This is a genomic window from Rhodococcus pyridinivorans (assembly GCF_900105195.1).
Lineage (GTDB): Bacteria > Actinomycetota > Actinomycetes > Mycobacteriales > Mycobacteriaceae > Rhodococcus > Rhodococcus pyridinivorans.
In genome coordinates this window covers 3,115,300-3,137,522 of the sequence record NZ_FNRX01000002.1, presented here as the reverse complement: position 1 = coordinate 3,137,522, position 22,223 = coordinate 3,115,300, and the positions used below count along the sequence as shown (strand labels likewise).

Annotated in this window: 21 protein-coding genes; 11 read left to right on the top strand and 10 right to left on the bottom strand. The window is 68.9% G+C overall.

All coding sequences use genetic code 11. The features are described from left to right. Both tal and tkt read right to left on the bottom strand, forming a co-directional pair. Positions 1-1,146, bottom strand: a complete 1,146-nt coding sequence (tal, locus tag BLV31_RS14840; RefSeq protein WP_006551490.1) for a transaldolase — start codon at positions 1,144-1,146, stop codon at positions 1-3. Between the two features lie 4 nt (positions 1,147-1,150). Continuing rightward, positions 1,151-3,253 (bottom strand): transketolase, encoded by a 2,103-nt coding sequence (tkt, locus tag BLV31_RS14835; RefSeq protein WP_006551491.1) that lies wholly within the window; start codon positions 3,251-3,253, stop codon positions 1,151-1,153. Positions 3,254-3,465: 212 nt separating this feature from the next. Between tkt and BLV31_RS14830 the strand changes: the two genes are divergently transcribed. Beyond that, complete coding sequence (locus BLV31_RS14830; protein ID WP_006551492.1) at positions 3,466-4,443, top strand: heme o synthase; 978 nt, start codon at positions 3,466-3,468, stop codon at positions 4,441-4,443. Between the two features lie 64 nt (positions 4,444-4,507). On the opposite strand, the gene BLV31_RS14825 is transcribed toward BLV31_RS14830, so the two are convergent. Beyond that, on the bottom strand, positions 4,508-5,473 hold the full coding sequence (locus BLV31_RS14825; protein WP_006551493.1) for a quinone oxidoreductase family protein: 966 nt from the start codon (positions 5,471-5,473) through the stop codon (positions 4,508-4,510). 23 nt (positions 5,474-5,496) lie between these two features. Here BLV31_RS14825 and BLV31_RS14820 point away from each other — a divergent pair, with 23 nt between their 5' ends. Beyond that, positions 5,497-5,838, top strand: coding sequence for a hypothetical protein (locus BLV31_RS14820; protein ID WP_064060307.1), 342 nt, complete (start codon positions 5,497-5,499; stop codon positions 5,836-5,838). A 71-nt stretch (positions 5,839-5,909) separates the two neighbouring features. Here BLV31_RS14820 and BLV31_RS14815 read toward each other — a convergent pair whose 3' ends face one another. The 4 genes from BLV31_RS14815 to mptB all read right to left on the bottom strand — a co-directional run bounded on the left by BLV31_RS14815 (position 5,910) and on the right by mptB (position 10,421). Continuing rightward, positions 5,910-6,875 (bottom strand): COX15/CtaA family protein, encoded by a 966-nt coding sequence (locus tag BLV31_RS14815; protein WP_024100811.1) that lies wholly within the window; start codon positions 6,873-6,875, stop codon positions 5,910-5,912. 68 nt (positions 6,876-6,943) lie between these two features. Further along, a complete protein-coding gene (locus BLV31_RS14810) occupies positions 6,944-7,741 on the bottom strand; it encodes an ABC transporter permease (protein ID WP_006551497.1) in 798 nt (265 codons plus the stop codon). Beyond that, positions 7,738-8,682: an ABC transporter ATP-binding protein gene (locus tag BLV31_RS14805; protein ID WP_064060309.1), complete on the bottom strand. Its 945-nt coding sequence runs from the start codon at positions 8,680-8,682 to the stop codon at positions 7,738-7,740. The genes BLV31_RS14810 and BLV31_RS14805 overlap by 4 nt, the downstream gene beginning before the upstream one ends. A gap of 11 nt (positions 8,683-8,693) precedes the next feature. Next, a complete protein-coding gene (gene mptB, locus BLV31_RS14800; RefSeq protein WP_371850703.1) occupies positions 8,694-10,421 on the bottom strand; it encodes a polyprenol phosphomannose-dependent alpha 1,6 mannosyltransferase MptB in 1,728 nt (575 codons plus the stop codon). 73 nt (positions 10,422-10,494) lie between these two features. Between mptB and BLV31_RS14795 the strand changes: the two genes are divergently transcribed. From BLV31_RS14795 to BLV31_RS14765, 7 genes are all read left to right on the top strand, one after another. Next, a complete protein-coding gene (locus tag BLV31_RS14795) occupies positions 10,495-11,313 on the top strand; it encodes a helix-turn-helix transcriptional regulator (protein ID WP_064060310.1) in 819 nt (272 codons plus the stop codon). Between the two features lie 115 nt (positions 11,314-11,428). Continuing rightward, complete coding sequence (gene sufB / locus BLV31_RS14790; RefSeq protein WP_064060311.1) at positions 11,429-12,874, top strand: Fe-S cluster assembly protein SufB; 1,446 nt, start codon at positions 11,429-11,431, stop codon at positions 12,872-12,874. After that, positions 12,875-14,086 (top strand): Fe-S cluster assembly protein SufD, encoded by a 1,212-nt coding sequence (sufD, locus tag BLV31_RS14785; RefSeq protein WP_064060312.1) that lies wholly within the window; start codon positions 12,875-12,877, stop codon positions 14,084-14,086. A 51-nt stretch (positions 14,087-14,137) separates the two neighbouring features. Then, positions 14,138-14,926 carry a Fe-S cluster assembly ATPase SufC gene (gene sufC, locus BLV31_RS14780; RefSeq protein ID WP_064060313.1) on the top strand — a complete coding sequence of 263 codons (789 nt, stop codon included), beginning with the start codon at positions 14,138-14,140 and terminating at the stop codon, positions 14,924-14,926. A gap of 4 nt (positions 14,927-14,930) precedes the next feature. Next, positions 14,931-16,184: a cysteine desulfurase gene (locus tag BLV31_RS14775; protein WP_064060314.1), complete on the top strand. Its 1,254-nt coding sequence runs from the start codon at positions 14,931-14,933 to the stop codon at positions 16,182-16,184. Between the two features lie 4 nt (positions 16,185-16,188). Continuing rightward, positions 16,189-16,680, top strand: a complete 492-nt coding sequence (sufU, locus tag BLV31_RS14770; RefSeq protein WP_026061042.1) for a Fe-S cluster assembly sulfur transfer protein SufU — start codon at positions 16,189-16,191, stop codon at positions 16,678-16,680. Beyond that, a complete protein-coding gene (locus BLV31_RS14765) occupies positions 16,680-17,099 on the top strand; it encodes a metal-sulfur cluster assembly factor (RefSeq protein WP_006551506.1) in 420 nt (139 codons plus the stop codon). The genes sufU and BLV31_RS14765 overlap by 1 nt, the downstream gene beginning before the upstream one ends. 56 nt (positions 17,100-17,155) lie before the next feature. Here BLV31_RS14765 and ku read toward each other — a convergent pair whose 3' ends face one another. Both ku and BLV31_RS14755 read right to left on the bottom strand, forming a co-directional pair. Further along, positions 17,156-18,190: a non-homologous end joining protein Ku gene (gene ku / locus BLV31_RS14760; RefSeq protein ID WP_019289299.1), complete on the bottom strand. Its 1,035-nt coding sequence runs from the start codon at positions 18,188-18,190 to the stop codon at positions 17,156-17,158. A gap of 97 nt (positions 18,191-18,287) precedes the next feature. Then, positions 18,288-19,403, bottom strand: coding sequence for a lycopene cyclase family protein (locus BLV31_RS14755; protein WP_064060315.1), 1,116 nt, complete (start codon positions 19,401-19,403; stop codon positions 18,288-18,290). Between the two features lie 167 nt (positions 19,404-19,570). Here BLV31_RS14755 and BLV31_RS14750 point away from each other — a divergent pair, with 167 nt between their 5' ends. Both BLV31_RS14750 and BLV31_RS14745 read left to right on the top strand, forming a co-directional pair. Beyond that, positions 19,571-21,202: an ABC-F family ATP-binding cassette domain-containing protein gene (locus tag BLV31_RS14750; RefSeq protein WP_033096629.1), complete on the top strand. Its 1,632-nt coding sequence runs from the start codon at positions 19,571-19,573 to the stop codon at positions 21,200-21,202. Positions 21,203-21,322: 120 nt separating this feature from the next. Beyond that, positions 21,323-21,574: a helix-turn-helix domain-containing protein gene (locus BLV31_RS14745; RefSeq protein ID WP_026061044.1), complete on the top strand. Its 252-nt coding sequence runs from the start codon at positions 21,323-21,325 to the stop codon at positions 21,572-21,574. 17 nt (positions 21,575-21,591) lie between these two features. Here the strand turns inward: BLV31_RS14745 and BLV31_RS14740 are convergent, their stop codons facing one another. Beyond that, entirely contained in the window at positions 21,592-22,158 is a 567-nt protein-coding gene (locus tag BLV31_RS14740) for a TetR/AcrR family transcriptional regulator (protein WP_006551512.1), read from the bottom strand. Positions 22,159-22,223 lie beyond the last annotated feature (65 nt).

Genomic DNA, 22,223 nt, shown 5'->3' with positions numbered 1-22,223 from the left:
TCAGCCCTCCGCGCCCGGCGCGTGAGCCGCGAGCTGTTCCGCCGTCGCCGCGAGCAGGTCCTTCCACGCCACGACGAACTTCTCCACACCCTCGTCCTCGAGCTTGCGGAAGACGTCGGGAAGATCCACACCGACCGATGCCAGCGCGTCGAAGACCTGCTGGGAGGAGGCGATGTTGCGGGTGACGGTGTCGCCCGTGACCTCACCGTGGTCGGCCACGGCCTCGAGGGTCTTCTCCGGCATCGTGTTCACGGTGTTCGGCGCGACCAACTCGGTGACGTAGAGGGTGTCGGGGTAATCGGGGTTCTTCACACCCGTCGACGCCCACAACGCACGCTGGGGAACGGCACCCGCCTCGGCGAGCTGCTCGAACCGCGTCCCGCCCTCGAACGCGCGCTGGTACGCGCCGTACGCGAGCCGCGCGTTGGCGAGACCGGCCTTGCCACGCAGAGCCAGCGCCCGGTCGGTGCCGATCTCCTCGAGGCGCGGGTCGATCTCGGTGTCGACACGCGAGACGAAGAACGACGCGACCGAGCGGATCTTCGACAGGTCGTGACCGGAGGCCTTCGCCGCGGTCAGGCCGTCGAGGTAGGCCTCGATGACCCGCTCGTAGCGCTCGACCGAGAAGATCAGCGTGACGTTGACGCTGACACCCTCACCGATCACCCGGGCGATGGCCGGCAGACCCGCCATCGTCGCCGGGATCTTGATGAACAGGTTCGGGCGGTCGACGATGCGCCACAGCTCGAGGGCCTGCTGGACGGTCTCGTCCGTCTTGTGCGCCAGACGCGGGTCGACCTCGATCGACACCCGTCCGTCGAGGCCGTCCGTGGCCTCGAACACCGGCGCGAGGACGTCGCAGGCCGCGCGCACGTCGTCGGTGGTGACGGTGCGGATCGCCTCGGTGGCGTCGGCACCGGCGGCGGCGAGATCGCGGATCTGCGCGTCGTAGGCATGGCCCTTCGACAGGGCGGCTTGGAAGATCGACGGGTTGGTCGTCACACCCACGACACTGCGGGTCGCGACGAGCTCGGCGAGCTTGCCGGAGTCGATGAGGTCGCGGGACAGGTCGTCCAGCCACACCGAGACACCCTGGGCGGACAGTTCGGCCAGCGCAGCGTTCTGCGTGGAGGTCTGCTGGGTCATCGGATCATCCCTTCACTCGGGTCAGCGAGCGACGCGCGGCGTCGACGACGGCCTCGGCAGTGATGCCGAACTCGCGGTACAGGGTCTTGTAATCGGCGGAGGCGCCGTAGTGCTCGAGCGAGACCGGCTCACCGGCGTCGCCGATGAGGCGGTACCACGGCATCGCGAGACCGGCCTCGACGGACACGCGGGCGCGCACCGACGGGGGCAGCACCTCGTCGCGGTAGGCCTGGTCCTGCTCGAGGAACCGGTCGAGCACCGGCACGGAGACGACGCGGGTGGGCACACCGTCGGCCTCGAGGGTCTCGCGGGCGGCAACGGCGAGCTGGACCTCGGAACCGGTCGCGAGGATCACGACCTCCGGGGTGCCCGACGAGGCCTCGGCCAGGATGTAGGCACCGCGGGCGACACCCTCGGCGGCCTTCTCCCGCGTGCCCTCGAGCACCGGCACGTTCTGACGGGTCAGCGCCAGAGCGGTCGGGCCGGTGCGGTTCTCCAGCGCGGCCTTCCACGCGAACGACGTCTCGTTGGCGTCGGCCGGGCGGATCACGGCGAGATTCGGGATCGCGCGCAGCGCCGCGAGGTGCTCGATCGGCTGGTGCGTCGGGCCGTCCTCACCGAGACCGATCGAATCGTGCGTCCACACGTAGATCGCCGGGGTCTGCATGAGGGCCGCGAGACGCACCGCGGGCCGCATGTAGTCGGAGAAGACGAGGAAGGTGCCGCCGTAGGGGCGGGTCGGGCCGTGCAGGGCGATGCCGTTGAGGATCGATCCCATCGCGTGTTCGCGGACGCCGAAGTGCAGGGTGCGTCCGTAGGGCTGCGCGTTCCAGTCCTTCGTGGAGATCGACTCGGGACCGAAGGAGTCGGAACCGGGAATCGTCGTGTTGTTGCTGCCGGCGAGGTCGGCGGAACCGCCCCACAGCTCGGGCAGTACCGGTCCGAGCGCGGCGAGGGCCTTGCCGGACGCCGAGCGGGTCGCGGGACCGCTCTCGGTGGGCTCGTAGGTCGGCAGTGCGTCGACCCAGCCCTCCGGGAACTCACCGGCGTGCAGGCGGTCGAACAGTTCCTTGCGCTGCGGCTCGCGGGCGGCCCACGCGTCGAAGTCGGCCTGCCATGCGGCGCGTGCCTCGGTGCCGCGCGTCACGACCTGCCGGGCGTGCTCGATCACGGCCGGGTCGACGTCGAAGTTCTTCTCGGGGTCGAAGCCGAGGATCTTCTTGATCTCGGCGACCTCGTCGACGCCGAGCGCGGCACCGTGCGCGTCGCCGCTGTTCATCTTCGTCGGCGCCGGGTAGCCGATGATCGTGCGGACGGAGATGAAGGACGGACGGTCGGTGACCGCCTTCGCGGCCTCGACGGCCTCGAGCAGGGCGGTGACGTTCTCGCCGCCCTCGACGGTCTGCACGTGCCAGCCGTATGCCTCGTAGCGCTTGGAGACGTCCTCACCGAGAGCGATCGCGGTGTCGTGCTCGATGGAGATCTTGTTGTCGTCGTAGAAGACGATCAGGTTGCCGAGCTGCTGGACACCGGCGAGCGAGGACGCCTCGGAGGTCACGCCCTCCTCGATGTCGCCGTCGGACGCGATCACATAGACGTAGTGGTCGAACGGGCTCGAGCCGGCGGGCGCCTCGGGATCGAACAGACCGCGCTCGCGGCGGGCGGCCATCGCCATGCCCACGGCGGAGGCCAGACCCTGACCCAGTGGGCCGGTGGTCATCTCGACGCCGGCGGTGTGGCCGTACTCGGGGTGGCCCGGGGTGAGCGAACCCCACGTGCGCAGCGCTTCGAGGTCGGCGAGCTCGAGTCCGTAGCCGGACAGGTACAGCTGGGTGTACAGCGTCAGGCTCGAATGTCCGCACGAGAGCACGAAGCGGTCGCGGCCGACCCACTCGGGGTCGGTCGGATCGTGGCGCATCACACGCTGGAAAAGGGTGTACGCGAGGGGAGCGAGGCTCATCGCGGTACCGGGATGCCCGTTTCCGACCTTCTGCACGGCGTCGGCGGCGAGCACGCGCGCGGTGTCGACGGCCTTGGTGTCCAGGTCGGTCCAGTCGGCAGGATGCGCAGGCTGGGTGAGGGTGCGGATCTCGTCTGTGATCGACACGAGCTTGAAGTCTCCTGACATGGGTGTACGGGGTCCCGGCGGGTGGAAGTCGGCCCGCGCGCTACTTCAGACTAATGCGCTGCTCCGAACGGGTCGATTCGGTCCGGGCAACGGTCCGGTCTACCATCGTTCGTAGTAGAGGAGCGTCCGGAACCGGGCGACCGTGAACGGGCGAAACGAAGGTGCGGATCCGCGTGGGACAAGGAGACAGTGTGCGGGCAGGGCGACGGCCGGGAGGACACGGCTTCGGCGCCCCCGAAGCGCCGAGCGCCCCGCGCCCCGACACCGCGTGGGGCCGGATCTCCGGCACCGTCCTCGCCTACATAGCGTTGACCAAGCCGCGGGTGATCGAACTCCTGCTGGTCGCGACCATTCCCGCGATGCTGTTCGCCGACCGCGGCAACGTCGACATCGTGCTCATCCTGAGCACCCTGTTCGGCGGCTGGATGGGTGCGGCGAGCGCCAACTCGCTCAACTGCGTCGTCGACGCCGACATCGACAAGGTGATGAAACGCACGGCGTTGCGTCCGCTCGCCCGGCAGACGGTGCCGACACGCAACGCCCTCGTCTTCGGCATGCTGCTCGGCATCGCGTCCTTCGCGTGGTTGTGGTGGCGCGCCAACCTGTTGGCCGGACTGCTGGTCGTGGCGACGATCGCGTTCTACGTGCTCGTGTACACGATGGTGCTCAAACGCCGGACCTGGCAGAACGTGGTCTGGGGCGGGGCTGCCGGATGTATGCCCGTGATGGTCGGCTGGGCCGCCGTGACGGGTTCGCTGAGCTGGGAACCCATCGTGTTGTTCCTGGTCATCTTCTTCTGGACGCCGCCGCACACCTGGGCGCTCGCGATGCGTTACAAGGAGGACTACAAGGCAGCCGGCGTGCCGATGTTGCCGGTCATCGCCACCGAGCAGCACGTCACGAAGCAGATCGTGCTCTACACCTGGGCGACCGTGATCGCGACGCTGGTGATCGTCCCGGCCGCCGGTGTGATCTACGCGGCCGTCGCGCTGCTCGCGGGCGCCTGGTTCCTGATCGTTGCGCACCAGCTGTTCAACAGTGTGCGCGGCGGGGCGTCGGTCAAGCCGCTCAAGCTGTTCCTCCAGTCCAACAACTACCTCGCGGTGGTGTGCCTGGGCCTGGCGATCGACTCCGTGCTCGCACTGCCGACGATCGGCTCGTACTTCTGATCCACGCTTCACGACGAACGCCCCGGCCGAGCGGCCGGGGCGTTCGTCGTGCCGGGTCCGGAGATCACGGGATCAGGACGATCGATCCGGTGGTCCGGCGTCCTTCGAGATCGGCGTGGGCGCGGGCGGCCTCGGCGAGGGGATAGCTCGCTCCCACGCGGAGCTTCAGCGACCCGTCGGCGAGCGCCGCGAGCACGTCGCCCGCCCGCCACAGCAGCTCCTCGCGGTCTCGGGTGTAGTGCACGAGGGTGGGCCGCGTGACGAACAGCGAACCCGCCGGGTTCAGCCGCTGCAGGTCGAAGGGCGGGACGGGTCCGCTCGCGGCACCGAACAGCGCGACCGTGCCGCGCACACGGACGGACGCGAGCGACGCCTCGAAGGTCGCGGCACCGACACCGTCGTAGGCTGCGGCCACCCCCTCGCCGTCGGTGAGCTCGCGCACCTTCTCGGCGAGGTCGTCGCCGTAGCGCAGCACCTCCGCGGCGCCGGCCTCCCGCGACAGGGCCTCCTTCTCGTCGGAGGACACGGTGGTGATCACCCGCACGCCCTTCGCGACGGCGAGTTGCGTCAGGATCAGCCCCACACCACCGGCACCTGCGTGGACGAGCACCGTCTCGCCGGGCTGTGCCGGGTGGACGGAGTTCAGCAGGTAGTGCGCGGTCATGCCCTGCAGGAGGACCGAGGCGGCCTGCTCGGCCGGCACCGAGTCCGGGACCGGCACGGCGACCTGCTCGCGGACGCGGACCAGTTCGGCGTACGAGCCGGGTGCCTCGCACCACGACACTCGGTCGCCTACCGCCGTGTCCCGCACACCCTCGCCGAGGGCGACGACCGTGCCCGTGCCCTCCGAGCCCGGGATGTACGGCAGCTCCGTGCCGTAGAGGCCGGTGCGGAAGTAGGTGTCGATGAAGTTGACGCCGATCGCGTCGGTGCGAACCAGCAGCTCACCCGGTCCGGGCGAGGGGTCGGGTCGTTCGACGGGGACGAGGACGTCGGGGCCTCCGTGCTGTGCCACTTCGATTGCGTGCATAGCGCTCACAGTATTCTGCAGACATGAGCGTCGAAACACAGGTCGTGGCCGCACCGGCCGACATCGTCTCGTCCATCCGCAGCTTCGTCGCCGAGCACGGAGGTTCCGGGAAGGCCGTGCTGCAGCCGATCGGTCTGTCCGGCGTCCGGATCACCGTGGTCGCCGCCGACGGCACCCTCGGCGACCGCGTCGCGAAGGACCTCCCGACGGCGCGCGCCATCGTCGAGGAGATCCCCGACGTCACCGTCTCCGAGTGGGACCGCGAGGTCACCAGCATCGCCAACCCGCAGAAGGATCACTGGGCGAAGATGGCCGGTTGGGTGGCACGTCAGACGAAGTTCCCCAAGGCCCGCAACGAGCGCTGACCGCCCGACATCCGTACGACGACACGCGGCCCCTTCCCGGAAGTCCGGGGAGGGGCCGCGTCGTCGAACGGTCAGGCCGGAACGGGCTCGCGATCCGGTGCGGTCGTGCGCGTCCGTCCGGCCGCCCAGACCGCGGCGGTCGCCGCCGTGCACAGTCCGGCGCCGGCGACGTGGAAGACGACCAGCACGGCAGGCACGTCCGTCCAGAACTGGACGAGGCCGATGCCGGCCTGTGCGACCACCAGGGCCAGGACGACCTTCAGACGCAGCGTGACGGCTCGGGGTGCATGGACCGCGTAGACGGCGAAGGTGAGGCCGATCAGCAGCGCGAGATAGCCGATGAGCGCTTCGGCGTGCAGGTGGACGAGATTGGTGATGTCGAGCGCGAGGCGCGGGACGGGTCTGTCGACGCTCTTGTCTCCGGCGTGCGGGCCGGCGCCGGTGACCATCGTGCCGAGCACGAGGACCACGGCGAGCGCGACACCCGACAAGGCGGTGAGCCGGCGCAGCGGCTGGGGCAATACCTGCACCACCGTGCCGTCGTCCGGCTCGCTCACCTTCGCGTAGAGCACTGTCGCCAGCCACACCATGAGCATCGATGCGAGCAGGTGGATCGCGACCGTCCACCAGGCGAGACCGGCCAGGACGGTGATGCCGCCGATGATCGCCTGCAGCACGGTGCCTGCCGGCATCAACCACGCCCAGGCGATGACCTCCTTGCGGCGCCGCGCACGGGTGACGGCCAGGACGATCGCGGCTGCGACGGCCACGACCACGAAGGTCAGCAGCCGGTTGCCGAACTCGACCACCTGGTGCAGGGTGTTCACCCCGCTCGACACACCCACCGGGACCAGCGACCCGGGGAAGCACTGCGGCCAGGTCGGGCAACCCAGTCCGGAGGCGGTGACGCGGACGACCGAGCCGGTCACTGCGATGCCGCCCTGGGTGAGAATCGTGAGGAACGCGATGATCTTCTGCGTCCGCAGCGACGGCAGGGGGAGACGGTCGACAAGGCTCAGGTAGCCGCGATACAACACGGTTCGATGGTACGGCGTGAACCACTACACGCTGTAGTTGGGTCGTGCCCGATCGGGCCGCCCACGACTCAGGTGAAGCGGAACCAGCGCGCCGCGGCGGTGCCGCCGATCACCGTCCACACGAGCAGCGAGACGATCGACAACCAGTCGAACACACCCGAGGTGGCGTTCTCGAGCGCGAGCGTCAACGCCCCCGACGGCACGATCCGCAGCAGGTGGACCACCGCTTCGGGGATCACGTCGCCGAGCACCACGACGCTGCCGATGCCCAACAGCACGAACCACACGATGTTCGCGAGGGCGAGCACGATCTCGGCGCGCAGGGTTCCACCGAGCAGCAGCCCCAGTGTCGCGAACATCACCGTGCCCAAGGCGATGACGACCGCCCCGATGAGCAGGTCGACGGGGGAGGGGCGCCAGCCCAGGGCCAGCCCGATGGCACCGAGCAACACGGCCTGCAGGACGACGACGATGCCCACCGCCGCGCTCTTGCCAGCGATGATTCCCCACTTGGGCAGCGCGGTCGCGCCGATCCGCTTGAGGGCGCCGTAGCGGCGGTCGAAGCCCACGGCGATCGCCTGACCGGTGAACGCCGTCGACATCACGGCCACCATCATCACCGCTGGCAGCACGCTGTCGACCCGCGAGTCGCCGAGATCGCCGATCGGTAGCAGCGACAGGCCGATCAGCAGCGTGATCGGAATGAACATGGTCAGTAGGAGCTGCTCGCCGTTGCGCAGCAGCAACTTGAGTTCCATGGCGGTCTGCGCCGCGAGCATCTTCGACGGCGAGTTCGGCTGCGGTCGCGGGGTGAAGGTCCCTTCCGCGAACCGGTTGTTCGCCAGACGATCGTGGGTCACGCTCACCCTCTCAACTCCCGACCGGTCAACTCGAGGAAGACGTCCTCGAGGCTGCGCTGATCCACCCGGATCTCGGTTGCCAGTGCGCCCAGATTCGCGCACCAGGTCGCCACCGCCGCGACGACGGACGGTTCGATCGTGCCCTCGACGAGATACCGCCCGGGATTGTCCTCCCGGATCCGGTGGGTGCCGGCCAGGGCGGACTGCAGGGCACTCAGGTCGAGGCCCGAAGGCGCGGACAGCCACAGCTGGCCCTCGGCGCCGTCGCGGGTGACTTCGTCGGGTGTCCCTGCGGCGACCACCCGCCCGTGATCGATGATGACGATCTCGTCGGCGAGCTCTTCCGCCTCGTCCATGAGGTGGGTGGTGAGCAGCACGCTCACACCGTCGCGGCGCAGTGCGTCGATCAGTTCCCAGACGAGCAGCCGGGCCTGTGCGTCGAGACCCGCCGTCGGTTCGTCGAGGAACACCAGTTCGGGGCGCCCCACCAGCGCGCATGCGAGCGCGAGGCGTTGCTGTTGTCCGCCCGACAATCGGCGGTAGGGGGTGCGGCGGGCGTCGGTGAGCCCGAGACGCTGGAGCAGCCAGTCGGGGTCGAGGGGATCCGCCGAGTACGCCGCCACCAGGTCGAGCATCTCACCGGCCCGCGAACCGGGATAGGCGCCGCCACCCTGCAGCATCACGCCGATCCGGGGGCGGAGGGCGTCGGAATCGGCGACGGGATCGAGCCCCAGGACGCGGACTGTGCCCACGTCGGGAGTGACGAACCCCTCGCACATTTCCACAGTGGTGGTCTTACCGGCGCCGTTCGGGCCGAGGAGGGCGAGCACCTGGGCGCGTTCGACGGTCAGATCGAGACCGTTCACGGCGGTGACGCCCCCGTAGGTCTTGACGACGCCGTCCAGGCGCACGGCCGGTACCGCACCGGCGGGAGAACTCGGGGTCACAGGGTTCCAGCCTAGGCGTCCGCGGTTTCCGCCGGACGCGGTGGTGTGCGCTCCTGCAGCCGCCACGGCAGCCGGGAGCGTGTGGCGACGATGATCAGACCGACCACGACGATGGTCGCGATCGACGCCTGGACGATGATGAACGGTTGGTATTCGCTGCCGTTGGGCATGAGGATCATGCCGACAACCGACGAGAACGCGATGGTGGGGATCCGGAAGACCGGACGGGTCGCCCAGGCCGCGAGCGGGATCACCGCCCACAGCAGGTACCACGGTTGCACGACCGGGAAGAGCAGCACGATCGCGCCCAGCGAGACCCCCAGCGCACCGACCGGATGGATCCGTCCCATGAGCACCGCGAGCAGCATGCGCATCGTGACGAAAGCGGCCACCAGCGCTGCGATGGGGCGCGTGATGGACAGCACGGCCGTCGTGTGGTCGCCGAGACCGAGCAGCACGCCGCCGAGGCCGGTACCCATGCCGAGCAGGGTCGGGATCGACATCCAGCTGCGGACCTCCGTGGCGGTGCCCAGGGTCTTCGTCCAGCCGAAGCCCAGGCCGCTGCCCCAGCTCACAGCGCCGATGACGACACAGGTCCCGATGCCGAGGATCGCGGCGGCGGCGAGCACGGCGCGGAAGCCGCCACCCCACTTGCGGGCAAGGGCCATGCCGACGAATCCGAGCGCGAGCAGCGAGGGCACCTTGATCATCGACGACAGGGCGATCAGCGCGGTGCCGGCCGCGAGCCACCCCGCGAGACGCAGGCGCGAGGCCGCCTCGTCGTCCGGGTGGACGGCCCGCAGCGCGAGCTCGACACCGGCGAGCATGAGCCCGAGCATCAGTGCCTCGTTGTGGATGCCCGCGACCAGGTGGAAGAGCAACAGCGGGTTCGCGGCACCGAGCCACAACGCGCTCACCGACGCAACGCCGCACCGGCGGGCGAGCCGCGGCAGCGCCCACACGATCAGGGCCACACCCACGAGCGCGAGCAGCCGGTGGACGAAGATGCCGGCCACGATGTTCTCGCCCGTGAGGTACGTGATCTTCTCGCCGATCCACAGGAAGGCCGGGCCGTAGGGGGCCGAGGTGTCGCGCCAGATGTTCGGCACCGTCCGGGTCAGGACGTGGTCGACCCCCAGCGCGCCGGCCGGACCGATCGCGTAGGGATCGAGCCCGCGCGCGGCAATCTCGCTCTGCGCGAGATACGAGTAGACGTCCTTGCTGAACATCGGCGGAGCGACGACCAGCGGAAGGATCCACAGCAGCAAGGTGCGGTCGAGCTGCGACCGGGACAGTCGGCGCACGGGACCGTCCGGTGCGCCCCGGCCGATCGCGAACCGGCCGAGCAGCAACCAGGCGAGGATCACCAGCGCCGTGCCGATCATGGTCGTCGTGAGGGCGGCGCTCGGCATGCGTGCCGCCAGTCCGAGGGCGCGGACGCCCTGCACGGGGTTCTGCAGGACCGGCTGGGCGCCGGCGCCGAGTGCCCCGACTGCCATGAGGACGGCACCGGTGGCGCCGAGCAGCCGGATGCGGTGGAGGTAGACGTTCTCGATCGCGTCGAGTCCGCGACCTTCGATCTCGTCGCCGTGCAGGACGACCGAGACATCGGCGTGTGGTCCCGGGGCGTCGAGGCCCAGAGCGCGTCGGATCCACACGTGCAGCCGTTCGCGGACCCCGGATCGGCCCGGCGACGGAGACGTCGTGTGCGGGGCGGACAGGGGAGGAGTCGACGGCACGTCAGAAGCGTAACGGGACGACGAGGGTGGTCTCCGACGGCTCCGTCACGAGGTGTAACAAAGGGCACCCTTGGTGGACCGTCCTTCCGAATTCCGTCACACTGGTGTTGTGAAATACCCGTCCGACACCACCGACACCGCAGAACGCGCAGGTCACGCACCTGCCGCGACGGCGTCGCGCGTCGAGGACACCCGCAAGAATCCTGCTTCGACGGGCCGCGAGATCCCGGAGGGTCAGACCCGCGCCGCCGTCGTGCAGTTGCTGCTCGAAGAAGGTCCCATCACCGCGCCGGAGATCGGCGAGCGTCTGGGGCTCAGCGCCGCGGGCGTGCGACGCCATCTCGACGCGCTCATCGAGTCCGGTGAGGCGCAGGCCGCCGCGCCGCCGCGCAGGCAAGGACGCGGTCGTGGCCGCCCCGCCCGCCGCTTCCAGCTCACCGCCGTCGGACGCGCCCGCCTCGGGCACTCCTACGACGATCTCGCCACCGCCGCCATGCGGCACCTCCGCGAACTCGGCGGCGACGCTGCCGTGGAGGACTTCGCACGCCGCCGTGTGGACTCGATCCTCGGCACCATCGCGCCCGCCGACGAGAACGTCGACGACGTCGAGAGCGTCGCCGAGGAGATCGCCGGGGCGTTCACCGCCTCCGGTTTCGCCGCCTCGACCCGCCGCGTCGGCACCGGCGTGCAGATCTGCCAGCACCACTGCCCGGTCTCGCACGTCGCGGAGCAGTTCCCCGAACTGTGCGAGGCGGAGCAGGAGGCCTTCGTGCGGATCCTAGGAACCCACGTGCAACGCCTCGCGACGATCGCGAACGGCGACGCCTTCTGCACGACACACGTGCCCGTTCTCTCCAAAGCGGACGCGCCCCGTCCGGAGCCGCCTACGTGACGATCCCACCGCGAGTGCTCCGCGAACCAGGGCACATCAGGAAGACATCCACCCACCCGTCGACCGTCGACGCACAGCCCGCGCCGACGCCCACCAGACTCCGGAAGGAGCTCGCATGACCGTCGCATCGGATCAGACGTCCGGAACCGCGCCGCTGACGCAGGAAGAGACGATCGATTCTCTCGGCCACTACGAATACGGCTGGGCGGACCCCGACACCGCGGGCGCCACGGCACAGCGCGGCCTGTCCGAAGAGGTCGTGCGGGACATCTCCGCCAAGAAGAACGAGCCCGAGTGGATGCTCGATATCCGCCTCAAGGCGCTGCGCACCTTCGACAAGAAGCCGATGCCGGTGTGGGGCTCGAACCTCGACGGAATCGACTTCGACAACATCAAGTACTTCGTGCGCTCGACGGAGAAGCAGGCCGCGAGCTGGGACGAGCTCCCCGAGGACATCAAGAACACCTACGACAGGCTGGGCATCCCGGAGGCGGAGAAGCAGCGCCTCATCGCCGGTGTCGCCGCCCAGTACGAGTCCGAGGTGGTCTACCACCAGATCCGCGAGGACCTCGAGAGCCAGGGCGTGATCTTCCTCGACACCGACTCGGGCCTGCGCGAGCACCCCGAGCTGTTCAAGGAGTACTTCGGCACGGTCATCCCGGCCGGCGACAACAAGTTCTCCGCCCTGAACACCGCGGTGTGGTCGGGTGGCTCGTTCATCTACGTCCCGCCGGGTGTGCACGTCGACATTCCGCTGCAGGCCTACTTCCGCATCAACACGGAGAACATGGGCCAGTTCGAGCGCACCCTGATCATCGTCGACGAGGGCGCCTCGGTGCACTACGTCGAGGGCTGCACCGCCCCGATCTACAAGTCCGACTCGCTGCACTCCGCGGTCGTCGAGATCATCGTCAAGAAGGGCGGCCACTGCCGCTACACGACCATCCAGAACTGGTCGAACAACGTCTTCAACCTGGTGACCAAGCGCACCAAGGTCGAGGCCGGCGGCTCGATGGAATGGATCGACGGCAACATCGGTTCCAAGGTGACGATGAAGTACCCGGCCGTGTGGATGATGGGCGAGCACGCTCGCGGTGAAGTGCTCTCCGTCGCCTTCGCCGGCGAGGGCCAGCACCAGGACACCGGCGCGAAGATGCTGCACCTGGCGCCGCACACCTCCTCGACCATCGTGTCGAAGTCGGTGGCGCGCGGCGGTGGACGAGCCTCCTACCGCGGCCTCGTGCAGGTCAACAAGGGCGCCCACGGCTCGAAGTCGACCGTCAAGTGCGACGCGCTGCTCGTCGACCAGATCAGCCGTTCCGACACCTACCCGTACGTCGACATCCGTGAGGACGACGTCACGATGGGGCACGAGGCGACCGTCTCGAAGGTGAGCGACGACCAGCTGTTCTACCTGATGAGTCGCGGACTCGACGAGGACGAGGCCATGGCCATGGTGGTGCGCGGATTCGTCGAGCCCATCGCCAAGGAACTACCGATGGAGTACGCCCTCGAACTCAACCGCCTGATCGAACTGCAGATGGAAGGGGCAGTCGGCTAAATGACTGCGGAAGCGAAGAACACGCCGGCTACCGCGACGGGCGTGCAGGATGCCGTGCGTGCCGAGAACCGGGTGCCGGCAATCAACAAGGGTGAGGTCTTCACGTCCTTCGATGTGAACGCCTTCGAGATTCCGTCGGGTCGCGACGAGGTGTGGCGGTTCACCCCGCTGCGCCGCCTGCGCGGTCTGCACGACGGCACCGCTCCCGCGACCGGCACCGCGACCGTCGAGGTCACCCCGGTCGACGGCGTGCAGGTCGAGACCGTGGCGCGCGACGACGCGCGACTCGGACAGGCCGGTGTGCCGTTCGACCGGATCGCAGCACAGGCGTACTCGTCGTTCGAGACCGCGACCGTCCTCACCGTCGGCCGCGAGGTCGAGGTCGCCGAGCCCGTCACCGTGACGATCACGGGACCGGGTGAGGGCGCCGTCGCCTACGGTCACGTGCAGATCCGGCTCGAGGCGTTCGCCAACCTCACGCTCGTCATCGACCAGCGCGGCAGCGGCACCTACGCCGAGAACATCGAGTTCGTGCTCGGCGACAGCGCACAGCTGAAGGTCGTCGCGGTGCAGGACTGGGCCGACGACGCCGTACACGTCGCCGCGCACCACGCTCGCGTCGGCCGCGATGCCGTGCTTCGCCACTTCACCGTGGCGCTCGGCGGCGATCTCGTGCGCGTGTCGGCGACCACCAAGTACGACGGCCCCGGCGGCGACGCCGAACTGCTCGGCCTGTACTTCGCCGACGCCGGCCAGCACTTCGAGCAGCGCCTGCTCGTCGACCACTCGCAGCCGAACTGCAAGTCGAACGTCGTGTACAAGGGTGCGCTGCAGGGCGATCCGGCCTCCGGCAAGCCCGACGCGCACACCGTGTGGATCGGCGATGTGCTCATCCGCGCCGAGGCCGAGGGCACCGACACCTTCGAGCTCAACCGCAACCTGGTGCTCACCGACGGTGCGCGCGCCGACTCCGTGCCGAACCTCGAGATCGAGACCGGTGAGATCGTCGGTGCCGGACACGCGTCGGCGACCGGCCGCTTCGACGACGAGCAGCTGTTCTACCTGCGTGCTCGCGGTATCCCCGAGGAGGAAGCGCGTCGCCTCGTCGTCCGCGGCTTCTTCCACGAGCTGCTCGAGCGCATCACGGTCGCCGAGGTCCGCGAACGGCTCGAGGCCGCCATCGAGGCGGAACTCGCCGCCGTCGGCGCCTGACGGCCGTCTCCCCGTACTCCCGATACCTCTCCACTAAGGAAACGCATTTCGATGTCCACACCTTCGAACGTCCTCGAGATCAAGGACCTGCACGTCCGCGTCGCTCAGAACGACGAGAACGCTGAACCCATCGACATTCTCAAGGGCGTCGATCTCACGGTCCGCTCGGGTGAGACGCACGCCATCATGGGCCCCAACGGCTCCGGAAAGTCCACCCTGTCGTACGCGATCGCCGGCCACCCCAAGTACGAGATCACCTCGGGCAGTATCACCCTCAACGGTGAGGACGTGCTCGAGATGAGCGTCGACGAGCGCGCCCGCGCCGGCCTGTTCCTCGCGATGCAGTACCCGGTCGAGGTGCCCGGCGTGTCGATGTCGAACTTCCTCCGCACCGCCGCGACCGCCGTGCGCGGCGAGGCTCCCAAGCTGCGCCACTGGGTCAAGGAGGTCAAGCAGGCGATGTCCGAGCTGGACATCGATCAGGCCTTCGGCGAGCGCAGTGTCAACGAGGGCTTCTCCGGTGGCGAGAAGAAGCGCCACGAGATCCTGCAGCTCGGTCTGCTGAAGCCGAAGATCGCTATCCTCGACGAGACCGACTCGGGCCTCGACGTGGACGCGCTGCGCGTCGTCTCCGAGGGCGTGAACCGCTACCAGGAGAACGAGAACGGCGGCGTCCTGCTCATCACCCACTACACCCGCATCCTGCGCTACATCAAGCCGCAGTTCGTGCACGTCTTCGTGGGTGGCCGCGTCGTCGAGTCCGGTGGCCCCGAGCTCGCCGACGAGCTCGAGACCAACGGCTACGTTCGTTTCACCCAGGCAGCAACGCAAGGAGCGTGATCGGATGACGGTGCCGGTGCGGACCTTGGACATCGCCCGGATCAGGGCGGATTTCCCGATCCTCGCGCGCACGGTGCGCGACGGCAAACCCCTGGTCTACCTCGACTCGGGGGCCACCTCCCAGCGTCCGGTGCAGGTGCTCGACGCCGAGCGTGAGTTCCTGGCGACGCGGAACGCGGCCGTGCACCGCGGTGCGCATGCGTTGTCGGAGGAGGCGACCGACTCGTACGAGGACGCCCGCGCTGTCATCGCGTCGTTCGTCGGGGTCGACGTCGACGAGGTGGTGTTCACCAAGAACGCCACCGAGTCGCTCAACCTCGTCGCCTACGCCTTCGCCGACGACCGGTTCCCGCACCGGCTCGGACCCGGTGACGAGATCGTCGTCACCGAGCTCGAGCACCACGCGAATCTCGTTCCTTGGCAGGAACTCGCGCGGCGCACGGGTGCCACCCTGCGCTGGTACGGCGTCACCGACGACGGCCGCATCGATCTCGATTCGCTGACGCTGACCGACGCTGTGAAGGTCGTGGCGTTCACGCACCAGTCGAACGTGACCGGCGCGGTCGCCCCCGTCGAGGAGATCGTGCGACGCGCGAAGGAGATCGGCGCGATCGTCGTGCTCGACGCGTGCCAGTCGGTGCCGCATATGGCCGTCGACTTCCGCGCCCTCGGAGTCGACTTCGCCGCCTTCTCCGGACACAAGATGTTCGGTCCGTCCGGCGTCGGCGTTCTCTACGGTCGCCGCGACCTGCTCGCCGACGTGCCGCCGTTCATCACCGGTGGCTCGATGATCGAGACGGTGACGATGGAGGCCACGACCTTCGCCGCACCGCCGCAGCGATTCGAGGCCGGTTCGCCCATGGTCTCGCAGGCCGTCGGCCTCGGTGCCGCCGTGCGCTACCTGCAGGACATCGGGATGGACGCCGTCGCTGCACACGAACACGAGCTGACCGCTGCTGCGCTCGCCGAGCTGGGCGGCATCGACGGCGTGCGCATCATCGGACCCACGACCGCCGAACAGCGGGGCGGGGCGGTGTCGTTCGTCGTGGACGGAATCCATGCGCACGATCTCGGCCAGATCCTCGACGACGAGGGCGTGGAGATCCGGGTCGGACACCACTGCGCCTGGCCGCTGCACCGCCGCTTCGGGGTGGCCGCGACCGCCCGCGCATCGTTCGCCGTGTACAACACGCCGGACGAGGTGCAGGCACTCGGCGCGGCGATCCGGCGCGCCCAGAAGTTCTTCGGGGAGGCGTGATCCGATGCGGATGGAGCAGATGTACCAGGAAGTGATCCTGGACCACTACAAGCACCCGCACAATCGCGGACTGCGCGAACCGTTCGGCGCCGAAGTGCACCACGTCAACCCGACCTGCGGCGACGAGGTGACCCTGCGCGTGCACATCGACGGCGACACCGTCGCCGACGTCTCCTACGACGGGCAGGGCTGCTCGATCAGCCAGGCGTCGACGTCCGTGCTCACCGACCAGGTGATCGGCGTTCCGCTCGGCGATGCACTGAAGATCGTCGAGGGGTTCGTCGAGATGGTCGGCAGTCGCGGCACTGTCGAAGGCGACGAGGACCTGATCGGCGACGGCATCGCGTTCGCCGGCGTCGCGAAGTACCCGGCGCGCGTGAAGTGCGCGTTGTTGGGCTGGATGGCCTTCAAGGACGCGGTCGCGCAGACCGTGGACGCAGCCCCCGCCGACCTGGCGGGCGGCGCGCACACCCTTTCGAGCGGAGGACAGAACTGATGACCGAACCCGCACCGGGCACCGTGAACACCGACGAGAATCCGACGGCCGACGCCGGCGCGGACGAGACCTCGACGCTGGTCGCGGCCACGGCCCCGCCGCTGGATCCGGGCCGCCTCGACGAACTCGAGGAAGCGCTGCGCGACGTCGTCGACCCCGAGCTCGGCATCAACGTCGTCGATCTCGGTCTCATCTACGGGATCTCCGAGGTCGACGAGACCGTGACCGTGGATATGACGCTCACCTCGGCGGCGTGCCCCCTCACCGATGTCATCGAGGAGCAGGCCAAGGGCGCACTCGTGCGCAGCGGCCTCTGCGACGAGCTGCGCATCAACTGGGTGTGGATGCCGCCGTGGGGTCCCGACAAAATCACCGACGACGGACGCGAGCAGCTGCGCGCACTCGGCTTCACCGTCTGATCCGGCTGTCGCCGGCTCCGAGCCTCGGCGCCTGATCTTCGACTTCTCGTCGGAGGTCAGGCGCCTTTGCGTTCGCCGGAGGTCTTCTTGGCGGCCGTCTTCTTGGCAGGACTCTTCTTCGCCGTGCTCTTCGACGCCGAACTCTTGGACGCGGTCTTCTTCGCCGTGCTCTTCTTGGCGGGACTCTTCTTGGCCGCCGAACTCTTCGACGCCGTTTTCTTCGCGGGGGCCTTCTTCGCGTCCTCGTCTTCATCCTCGTCATTCTTCGAGGACTTCTTCCCGCCGGAGGACGAACCGGACGGGACCTTCTTGCCCGCCGCGTCGACGCTGCGCTGCAGGGCCGCCACGAGGTCGAGCACCTCGGCGTCCTCTTCGCCGGTGTCGTGTTCGGCGACCTGGAAGACCTTCTCGCCGCCGCGGGCGAGGGCCTCGTCGATCAGCGTGCGCAGTTCCACCTGGTACTCGTCGGTGAACTCGGTGGGATCGAAATCGTCGGACATCGACTCGACGAGGGTCTCGGCCATCGCGAGTTCGCGTTGCTTCGGCTTCTCGATGTCGTCGAGCGACTCGAACTCGGCTGCGCGAACCTCGTCGGGCCACAGCAGGGTCTGCAGGATGAGCAGACCGTCACGGGTACGCAAGGCCGCCAGCCGGGTGCGCTGACGAAGGGTGAAATGCACCAGCGCCGTCCGGTCGCTCTGCTCGAGAGTCGCGGCGAGCAGGCCGTAGGCCTTCGGCGACGACGAATCGGGTTCGAGATAGTAGGACTTCTCGAACAGGATCGGGTCGATCTGCTCGGTGGGCACGAACTGCAGCACCGGAATCTCGTGCTTCTCGGCGGCGGGGAGTTTCTCGAAGTCCTCGTCGGTGAGCACGACCCGCTCGCCGTCCTCGGAGTCGTACGCCTTGTCGATCTCCTGGTAGGGGACGACCTCCCCGCACTCGGTACACACACGCTGATACTTGATCCGTCCACCGTCCTTCGCGTGCACCTGGTGGAAGGAGATGTCGTGCGACTCGGTCGCCGAGTACACCTTCACTGGCACGTTGACGAGGCCGAACGCGAGTGAGCCTTTCCAGATCGACCGCATGTGTCCATCATGATCGACACCTCGGGAGCACGCTGGAAAGCTGCGAAACTCACCGGGCGGTTCGCCGAGACCTTCGCCACACGCCGCACCCGGCGGATCAGCGGAGCGAACGCAGAATGGTTCCGCGCGCACCCGTCGGCAGCACCCGGAACAGCCGCCACATCGTGGCCGCCACGCCAGTCGCGTCGTCGCGACCGGACAGGTAGGCGCGCTGCTGCTCGACCGGCAAAGCGAAGAACGCGTCGAAGAACTCGATCGCTCCGCGTGCGTCGAGTCGCAGCAGGACCCGCAGTCCCATCTGCCGCAGGGTCGCCACCGAGCGGGCGCGCACCGGCCACAGGACGCGCTGGGGGTCCTCGCCGAGGCGCACCGCGTCGATCACCGCATCCGCGGTGGACAGGGCGGTGGCCACCGCGTATCCCGTGGCCGGATGCATGAGACCACCGCGAGCGCCGAAGCCGATCACCCCGGGTGCCGTCGGTGCGCTCTCGACGGCGAAGCGCACCCGTTCGACCTGCTCGTCGCCGGTCGTGCGCACGCCTCGCGCCGCGAGGCGGATGTGCAGGCGCCGTTCGAGTTCGCCGAATCCGAGCGCCGGGCGACCGACGAGGCAGGTCTCCTCGAGGATCGTGCGTCCGTCGCCGACCGGCACCGCATACAGGAAGGACGGCACGTCGTCGGGGCCCGTGCCGTTGTCGCGGCGCCAGTCCATGAACCAGGCGTCGTGGCCGTCGAGTGCCGGAGCTGCGGTCGTATCGTCGACGATCAGCCCGAATGCCGTCTGCTGGGCACGTTCCGGTTCGGCGGGAACCCCGCGGGCATCGACGACGTAGCGGGCAGTCACCCGGCGTCCGTCGCCGAGGACCACGCCGTCCGCATCGACGTCGCGTACCCGACCCGTGACCACCGTGACGGCGTCGAGGGCGAGGAAGTCCTGCAGGCACGCCGTGTCCAGCACCCGGTAGGCACGATCGACGATCCGGGGCTCGGTCGTCCACGCCGCGGGCCTGTCGATGCGTGCTGCCACCACCTCGTCGGGCAGCCAGGCGGGCAGTTCGTCGGCCCACGCCGCGTAGGTCGCGGTCCACCGACGCTGTGGACGCACGTCGACGGCCGTCACCGACAGCCCGGCCGCGGCGGCACGGAACGCCAATGCACGGCCGGCGGGGCCGAGTCCGGCCACGACGAGGTCGGTGGCGGGAAGGTGGGTCACGGGCGCCAGCCTAGGTTGCGCACGGGGAGAACCCGACCGCGCGTGGCGAGGGGTAGTGCATCTCACCGTGGGAGAGAGGTGCTGTCACTGTAAAATGGGTGATTCGTGTGCCCGGCTGTTTGCCACCATGGCACCCATCCATCGTCTTTCGTTCTAGGAGCCCGTGCGTGATCACCGCTACCGACCTCGAAGTCCGCGCCGGCGTGCGGACGCTGCTCACCGCCCCCGGCTCGGGGCTGCGGGTGCAGGCCGGGGACCGGATCGGCCTCGTGGGACGTAACGGTGCCGGCAAGACCACGACCCTGCGGATCCTCGCGGGTGAAGGCGAACCCTACGCCGGCGCCGTGATCCGTTCCGGAGACATCGGTTACCTGCCGCAGGATCCCAAGGAGGGCAATCTCGACGTCCTCGCCAAGGATCGGGTGCTCTCGGCGCGAGGTCTCGACGAGATCCTCCGCAGCATGGAGAAGCAGCAGGCGCTCATGGCGGAGGCCGTCGACGAGAAGATCCGCGACCGTGCCGTGCGCAAGTACGGTTCGCTCGAAGAGCGTTTCGCGACGCTCGGCGGATACGTCGCCGAATCCGAGGCCGCGAGCATCTGCCACAGCCTCGGCCTGCCCGACCGGGTCCTCGGCCAACCCCTCCACACGCTGTCGGGTGGTCAGCGCCGCCGTGTCGAACTCGCCCGCATCCTGTTCGCAGCCTCGGACGGCTCCGGCGGGAAGTCCGACACCACGCTGCTGCTCGACGAGCCGACCAACCACCTCGACGCCGACTCGATCACCTGGCTGCGCGGCTTCCTGCAGAACCACGACGGTGGGCTCATCGTCATCAGCCACGACGTCGACCTGCTCGCCGACGTGGTGAACAAGGTGTGGTTCCTCGACGCGGTGCGCGGCGAGGCCGACGTCTACAACATGGGCTGGAAGAAGTACCTCGACGCACGCGCCACCGACGAGGCGCGGCGCCGGCGCGAGCGTGCGAACGCCGAGAAGAAGGCGTCCGCTCTGCAGAAACAGGCCGCGAAGCTCGGGGCGAAGGCCACCAAGGCCACTGCCGCCCAGAACATGGCCAAGCGCGCCGAGAAGTTGCTCGCCGACCTCGACGACGTGCGCGTCGCCGACAAGGTGGCCAAGATCCGGTTCCCCACACCGGCCGCGTGCGGCAAGACCCCGCTGATGGCCAAGGAGCTGACCAAGGTCTACGGCTCCCTGGAGATCTTCACCGGCGTCGACCTCGCGATCGACCGGGGCAGCCGCGTCGTCGTCCTCGGCCTCAACGGTGCCGGCAAGACGACGCTGCTGCGGCTGCTCGCCGGTGTGGAGCAGCCGGATCTCGGCGAACTCGTGCCGGGTCACGGCCTGAAGGTCGGCTACTTCGCGCAGGAGCACGACACCATCGACGACTCGGCGACGGTATGGGAGAACATCCGGCACGCCGCTCCCGACGCCGGCGAACAGGACCTGCGGGGACTGCTCGGCGCGTTCATGTTCACCGGTCCGCAGCTAGAGCAGCCGGCCGGAACGCTCTCCGGCGGTGAGAAGACGCGACTCGCCCTGGCGGGGCTCGTCTCGTCCGCGGCGAACGTGCTGCTCCTCGACGAGCCGACCAACAACCTCGATCCCGTCTCGCGCGAGCAGGTGCTCGACGCCCTGCGCAGCTATGAGGGTGCCGTCGTGCTGGTCACCCACGATCCGGGTGCGGCCGAGGCCCTCGACCCGGAACGTGTGATCCTGCTTCCCGACGGAACCGAGGACCACTGGTCCCAGGAATACCTCGAGCTCATCCAGCTCGCCTGATCGGGCCTCCGGTCGGATCCGTCCCCCGATCCGCTCCCGCTGGTCCGATCTGCGTCCGCGCAACCTGACAGTCCTCTAGCCTGGGAAAGGGACCTTTGGCGAGGGCGCAGGGAGGATCCGATGGCGCGAAATTCCGGTGGTGGAGAGACGACCTACGCGAAGGGAGCCCGAGTTACAGGGGAATCGCGGGACCGCTTGCAGGAGGATCTGAAGCGCCGCTACGAGGAAGGCGCGAGCATTCGGAGGCTCGCGCAGGAAACCGGTCGATCCTACGGTTTCGTGCACAACGTTCTCGTGGAGTCGCAGGTGCGGCTGCGGGGCCGCGGCGGCCCGAACCGTCGTCGGGCGGCAGCGAGCGACGAGAAGGCGTGAGGAACAGATCCGGCGCGTCAGTCGCGCCGGCGCACGGATTCCTCGACGAGGTCCAGAACCGCGACGAGGTCCTGTTCGGTGTGCCCAGAAGCGAGGCGGGCGACGAGTCCGTCGAGCACGAGGTCGAGATAACCCAGGACGACTTCCGTCGGCACGTCGTCGCGCAGCCGGCCCGCTTCCCGCTGCCGTTCGAGGCGTCCGACGGTGGCCTCGGTGAGTTCGGCCGAATGCTGCGTCCACGCCCTCGCGAACTCGGGGTCGGTGCGGAGACGGCGCGTGATCTCGAGCCGCGTCCCGAGCCAGTCGAACTGGTCGGGGGAGGACAGCATGTCGCGCATGACCTGCACGAGACCCTCGTTGGCCGCGACGTCGGCCATCCGTCTCGCATCCTCCTGGGCGAGGGCGAGGAACAGTCCGTCCTTGTCCTTGAAATGGTGGAAGATCGCGCCACGGGACAGACCCGTGGCATCTTCGAGCAGTCGCACGGTCGCGCCGTCGTAACCGTATTCGGCGAAGCAGCGACGGGCACCGTCGAGGATCTGCCTGCGCCGCGCGGCGAGATGGTCCTCACTGACCTTGGGCACGCGCCACTTCCTTTCGGCTCGAGGGAGACGGCGGGCCCGAGACCAGTCTCGCCCCGGGCCCGCCG